This window comes from Mariniflexile ostreae (assembly GCF_042427585.1).
GTDB lineage: Bacteria > Bacteroidota > Bacteroidia > Flavobacteriales > Flavobacteriaceae > Pseudalgibacter > Pseudalgibacter ostreae.
Genome location: NZ_JBHMFC010000017.1, coordinates 48,214 through 54,878, shown reverse-complemented (window position 1 = coordinate 54,878; position 6,665 = coordinate 48,214). Strand labels below are relative to the sequence as shown.

Genomic DNA, 6,665 nt, shown 5'->3' with positions numbered 1-6,665 from the left:
ATTTCTAACTTCTGTTCTAATGTCCATTTCCTGTATTTCATATCTCAAATATATGGGTTTTCAAATTTAAAATATCACTCCGAACTATTAAGGGGCTAAACTAGAACCTTATCAAGTGAAAAATTATGAACCAAAATGGACTTGGAAAATTAAAGCAAATTTGAACAAGTTATTATTACCAATAATTCAACCTTGTAACTGCGATTGGAATTTAAGATGGACAAAAAACGGAAAAATAATAAAAGAAGATAAAATTAAATACTTTTCAGAAAATAATAGAATTGAATACAGCCCGTTTTTATTTATTACTGAACTGAAGAATGAATAGGAAAGCACTACACCTAGCACCGTATAAAATTAACTGCTAGTAAAAGCCTATTTACGAAAGCACTAACACACTTTCTATCTGTTATTTATTTGCTAAATTAGGCATATAAAACACGCAATTATTCTTACATATAAATACTACACCCCCCTTGACACACCTAATATCCAATTAATTTTATCAACTCTAAAGGCGGGATAGCTTCTCGTAATTCTCATTAAACACATAATACTGATTAACAAACCAATACGTGTTATCAAAAACCTCAATCCCCTTCTTGTTTTGAGAAGAAGCTCCTAGAATCCGTTTGGCTTTTTCAAATTGTAATTTAGAATTTTCCAGATTACCAGTTTTGTAATACGTTAATGCCAAACCGATTACAGCATCGTAATCTAAAGTATCAAAACCGAGAGCCGTATTAAAATCTAAAAAAGCTTGATCGTATTCCCCTAATAAAAAGTGTGAATTCCCTTTAAAAAAATACACCAAACTATTATCCTTATCGATTTTTAAGGCTGTAGAAAAATCATCATTTGCTTGTTGATAGTAATTAATATCCAAATAAGAAACGCCTCGATTAAAATAGGCATCAGAGGTTGGCTTAAGTAAAATAACCAGCGAAAAATCACGTAATGCTTCAAGCGACTTGTCTAATGCTGCATAAGCAAACCCTCTTAAACGGTATGCTCCCTCATACTCAGGAAGCAATTTTATTACGATATTTAAATCTTTAATAGCTTCTTCATAATCTTTCAGCTCATATTTTGCAGATGCCAAACTATACCGAGCCTCAATAAATTGTGGGTCTAATACGAGAGCTTGAGCATAATCCTCTTTCGCCCCCATAAAATCCATCAATTTATATTTTGAATTTCCACGGTTGTAATAAGAATCGGCACCAGGCTCAAAAAAGATGACCTTAGTGTAATCTAATATGGCAGCACTAAAATCTCCCATTTGATCTCTGGCTAGCGCTCGTTGAAAATAAGCATCCAAATGCTGCGAGTCTTCGACTATGGCTTGAGAGAGCAAATCAATTCTTTCAGTTAAATCTGTTGTCCTCATTGCCTTTCTAAAGAGCTTGTTAGCTTGTGCAAACGTAAAAAAAGGTATCAATAAAGCTATTAGGACTGTTTTTTTCATAAAAAATAATATGTATTAATGAGCGTCCCTAACCTCTTCATCACGGTATTTACAACAGTCGTGTATTTTATTATAAGCCTCGTCTGTAGCTTTTACGTCTTTAGTGTCGTGACCTACTTCTGCTATACTTTTTTGAATGGTTTCTATATTTGTTTTTCTAGCGTCATAGATCAGTTTCAACTCATGGGTCTTAACGTTCCATATCGCAGATTTCACGCCTTTGGTTCCTAAACTCGCTTTTTCAACACGGCTTTTGCACATAAGACAAACTCCATCTACCTCTACACTAGCGCGTTGATTCTTATTTTGAGCAAACGTTGCTGTTGTTATGAGTAATACTGTAATGATAATAAAATTTTTCATAAATCTCTTTTTTTATTTCTGTAAACCCCAATATCCATTCAGATTTACAGAAATCATTTATAACTTTCTTTTTATATGATGTTCAAAAATACACGAATCATTTATTTTAAAATAGGCGTGAGTTCATAAATTATGTTTCATAAGATAATATTTCCGCTTTCGCAATGCCCTATATTCTAAATCGTAAGCCAGCATAGTACATGCTTCCAAAAACCGGCCCGTACACAAATGTAGTATCAAAATTTGAGCCAAAAGGATCATCCGCACCAAGAATTGGATTACTTTGTCTTACATTAGTAATATTCTCACCACCTAAATATACTTCAAATTTTTCAGAAAACACTTTAGTAATCTGCGCATTTAAAGTCGCTACAGTTGGTGTATTATCCGATAGTTGATATGCTAACGGATTAGAAGCCGTTGATGAAAACCGCTGTTCACCTAGCCAATTAAAGGTGGTATCAAATTTCCAGTTGCCATTATTACGCAAATGGGTTTGGTAAGAAGCGTTAGCAAAAAAACGATGTGCCGGAATTAAAGGTTTTGAAAGTTTTCCTGAGCTATACGCGGTTTTAATATCATAATATTTATATGCCGTGCGCAAATTAAAATGTTTAAACACGTTATAATTCACTTCTACTTGAAAGCTATTGGCATAGCTCTCCCCTTCTAAATTATAAAAATTAATCTCTTGAGGATTTTCATAATCTACTACGACTTGATTTTTAAAATCGGTTTTATAATAGTCTAACGTAATGTCTGCTTTTCTATTAAATAGATTAAAACCTTGTAAAAAGGATACACCGTAGTTCCAGGCAATCTCTGGATCCAATCCATAAATTTTTCCTGCTGAATTTAGAATATTTACAGTTCTGGATGTCGAAAACACCTTTTGGTTTTCTGCAAAAATATTGGCACTTCGTTTACCACGACCAAAAGACATGCGTAAGGCAGATTTCTCCCAAGGCGTATAGCGCACGTGTAACCGTGGTGTTAAAAACGTTCCTAACACATTATGTTCGTCTACACGAATCCCTGCCGTTAAATTCAACTTATCTAAGCTATCATAATTATACTCGAAAAACGCGCCTACAGAGGTTTCTTTTCTTTCGTAATCGGTACCTAAATTTGGAACATTTAAAAATTCATCATAATGATCATACGTATAACCGATACCCGTTTTAATTTTATGTCGAGAATCACTAATAATAGAACTATAAATAGCATTGGTATACACGCTAGTATGCTCTATATCATATTCATTCAATCCAAAATAAGAGTCTTGTTTATGATTGCTAAAAGCTGCTTGAACCCCAATACTACGCCATGGGATTTGCGGATTCACATACCCCATCTTAGCAGACACCTCATAACGCCTAGTGTCGATTTCACTACCCCATGCGTTGGTTGTTAACTTATCTGTTTTCGGATTAAAATCAACTTGACCTGTTTGTTTTTCATCATTTAAAAACTTAAGATTAATAAAACTAACAAAACCTTTTTCGGGATTGGTATACTGCCAACGGTTCATCACATTAATTTGATTATATTTTGGCATATCCAGAAAGCCATCGTCATTAACATCATGGGCTTGCTCATGCATGTTTCCATGCACATATAAACCCGTATGCCATCTGTTACTCACTTGAGTGTTTATATGGGTATTCAATTCTAGGCGCTCACTACTTGCTCCGTAGAGATTAACAAACAGCTTATCGTCGGTAGAGGGTTTTACAAGCTCTGCATTTATCTGGCCCGCTATACTCTCATAACCGTTTACCACACTACCCGCACCTTTAGTTATTTGGATACTTTCCACCCAGGTACCAGGGATAAAACTAAGTCCGAATGCTTGCGACGCTCCACGGATTGAAGGAATATTTTCGGTTGCAATTAAAATATATGGACTATCTAAACCTAACATTTTTATTTGTCTTGTTCCGGTTAAAGCATCTGCAAAGTTCACATCAATAGAGGGATTGGTTTCAAAACTTTCTGATAGATTGCAACAAGCCGCCTTAAGCAACTCCTCACTACTTACCGTAAATGTATTTTGCGATTGTAAATACGATTTGGCTGTTGTCTGTCTTCTAGACGTAAGCATCACCTCATCAAGTGTGCTAGTAGGCTGCAACCAATGCTGTATATTTTTAGCTTTTTTTATTTTAATGGTATCTGTTTTAAATCCCACATAACTTATCACTAGATTTTCATAGCTTCCATCGTATGAAATGGTAAACTTCCCATCTATGTCGGTAACGGTGCCGATGGCAGACCCTAACCAATATACATTGGCACCAGGCAAACCGATATGTTCATTTTCATTATTTGCTTCCCATATAACGCCACTTAATTTCTCTTGCGAAATGAGCATAACAGGAAACAGCATTATGATATATAATATGTTTTTCATTCTTTAATCTATTTTGGCATTTTTTAAACGTAAGGCATTTGTAATTACAGAAACCGAACTAAAGCTCATCGCTAAAGCGGCAATCATGGGAGAAAGTAAGATTCCAAAAAGAGGAAACAACACTCCTGCCGCAATTGGCACACCAACACTATTATAAAATAAGGCAAAAAATAAATTCTGTTTAATATTTGTCATTACCTTTTCACTTAAGTTATGGGCTTTAACAATGCCCTGTAAGTCGCCTTTAACCAAGGTGATTACCGCACTCTCAATAGCAACGTCTGTACCTGTTCCCATTGCAATACCTACATCACTTTTTGCTAAAGCTGGTGCATCATTTATGCCATCGCCTGCCATAGCGACTATTTTTCCTTGTTTTTGAAGTGCTTCAACTTCCTTAAGTTTTTCCTCAGGAAGCACTTCTGCTTTAAAATCTTTTAAGCCCAAGGCGTCGGCAACCGCTTTAGCCGTATCCTTATTATCGCCCGTAAGCATTATAATTTCGATACCTTTGGCTTGCAGTGCTGCAATTGCTTTTTTACTACTATCTTTTATTTTATCTGAAATAACCACAAACCCTACCGCTTTCCCATTTACAGCCAATATGGGCACCGTTTTTCCGTGTTTTTGGTATTCACTTATGTGGTTTTGAAGTGTTTCAGGAACCGTTACGTTTTCCGACTCCATAAGATTATGATTTCCAAGAGCTACCTGATCCTCATTGATCGTTCCTGTAACCCCCTTCCCTGTAACCGACAAAAAGCCCTTTACCTCTAAGGCATTAATGCCTTTTGATTTCCCATAAGCTACTGTGGCATCTGCTAAAGGATGCTCGCTGCAACGGTTTATAGACGCTATGTATTGCAACACTTTGTTAGTGTCGAACTCATCATTTGCTGCCTCTACTTTTTCAACAGAGGGCTTACCTTCTGTAATCGTCCCTGTTTTATCAATAATTAGCGTATTGATTTTATTCAATTGCTCAAGAGCTTCGGCATTTTTAATCAATATACCCGATTTAGCACCTTTACCAACACCCACCATTACAGACATGGGCGTCGCTAAACCAAGGGCACATGGACAAGCAATAATCAACACTGCAATAGCGTTAACCAAGGCATATACATAAGACGGCTCTGGACCAAATATTTTCCAAATCACAAATGTGATAACGGAAATCAAAATCACAATAGGCACAAAATATCCTGAAATTTTATCAGCTAACTTTTGGATAGGGGCCTTGCTCCTACTGGCATTATTAACCATTTTAACGATTTGCGCCAATAAGGTATCGGATCCAATTCTCTCTGCTTCCATTAGAAAGGATTGTTTCCCATTAATAGTTCCAGAATGAACAGGGTCGTCCTTTATTTTAGTAACAGGTATAGGTTCTCCTGTAATCATGGCCTCGTCAATAGACGTTTCTCCATTAACAATCTTACCGTCTACAGGGATTTTCTCACCAGGTTTAACACGTAAAAAATCACCTATTTTAATAGCTTCTATAGCCACCTCTTCTTCCTTGCCGTCTATAACCCGAATCGCTTTATTGGGTGCCAACTTAAGGAGTTCCTTAACCGCCGTGTTGGTTTTATTGTGTGCACGAGACTCTAAAACCTGGCCCAACAGTACCAAGGTTAAAATAACCGTGGCAGCCTCAAAATACACATGCACGGTACCGGTTTCTGTTTTAAACTGTTCTGGAAAAACATCTGGAAAAAAGAGGCCGACAACACTAAAAATCCACGCTACACCAGCTCCTATACCGATAAGCGTAAACATATTTAAATGCCAAGTTTTTATAGATTTATAAGCACGCTCAAAAAACATCCAAGTTGCATAAAACACCACAGGAATAGAAAGCACAAACTGTATCCAGTTCCAATAGTTTATATCTAAGATTTTATAGAGAGGGTTATTGGGAATCATTTCAGACATCGCTATTATAAAAATAGGCAATGTAAAACCGACTGCCATCCAGAATTTATTTAAAAGTTTTTGATGGTTTTTGTCTGTTCCAGAGTCTTCGTCCCATGAAGACACCTCTTCCACAAGATCCATGCCGCATACAGGGCAATCCCCTGGTTTATTGTAGGTTTTATCACCTTCACAATGCATCGGACAATAATAAACGCCAGTCCCTACACCTTTTGGCTTTTCATTTTTTTCTGGTTTTTCTACTGGCTTATCCCCATGCTTATGGATTTGATAGCCGCCGCCATCTTCCTTTAAAACCTTCTGGAGGGCACTTAGCGGGATATGCCTATCCATTTCAATGGTGGCTTCTGCTTTTTCTAAATCAACAGTAGCATGAGTCACTTCTGGAATGCTATTAAGCATTTTCTCAACATGGGCTCTGCAACCATTACAGGACATGCCTGTAACCGTATATATATGTGTCATTTAATTTATATTTGAATG

General features: G+C 36.5%; 4 protein-coding genes. All 4 read right to left on the bottom strand.

Going from position 1 to position 6,665, the window contains the following annotated elements; translation table 11 throughout:
* Positions 1-511: 511 nt before the first annotated feature.
* Positions 512-1,468: a tetratricopeptide repeat protein gene (locus ACFFU9_RS06120; protein ID WP_379860513.1), complete on the bottom strand. Its 957-nt coding sequence runs from the start codon at positions 1,466-1,468 to the stop codon at positions 512-514.
* A 15-nt stretch (positions 1,469-1,483) separates the two neighbouring features.
* On the bottom strand, positions 1,484-1,831 hold the full coding sequence (locus ACFFU9_RS06115; RefSeq protein WP_379860512.1) for a heavy-metal-associated domain-containing protein: 348 nt from the start codon (positions 1,829-1,831) through the stop codon (positions 1,484-1,486).
* A gap of 169 nt (positions 1,832-2,000) precedes the next feature.
* Positions 2,001-4,244, bottom strand: coding sequence for a TonB-dependent receptor (locus tag ACFFU9_RS06110; protein WP_379860511.1), 2,244 nt, complete (start codon positions 4,242-4,244; stop codon positions 2,001-2,003).
* Positions 4,245-4,247: 3 nt separating this feature from the next.
* Positions 4,248-6,647, bottom strand: a complete 2,400-nt coding sequence (locus ACFFU9_RS06105) for a heavy metal translocating P-type ATPase (protein ID WP_379860510.1) — start codon at positions 6,645-6,647, stop codon at positions 4,248-4,250.
* Between the last annotated feature and the right edge of the window lie 18 nt (positions 6,648-6,665).

Bases quoted from the DNA above. Each gene is read 5' to 3' on its own strand.
- ACFFU9_RS06105 (WP_379860510.1), bottom strand. From the start codon at position 6,647: ATGACACATATATATACGGTTACAGGCATGTCCTGTAATGGTTGCAGA.
- ACFFU9_RS06115 (WP_379860512.1), bottom strand. From the start codon at position 1,831: ATGAAAAATTTTATTATCATTACAGTATTACTCATAACAACAGCAACG.
- ACFFU9_RS06110 (WP_379860511.1), bottom strand. From the start codon at position 4,244: ATGAAAAACATATTATATATCATAATGCTGTTTCCTGTTATGCTCATT.
- ACFFU9_RS06120 (WP_379860513.1), bottom strand. From the start codon at position 1,468: ATGAAAAAAACAGTCCTAATAGCTTTATTGATACCTTTTTTTACGTTT.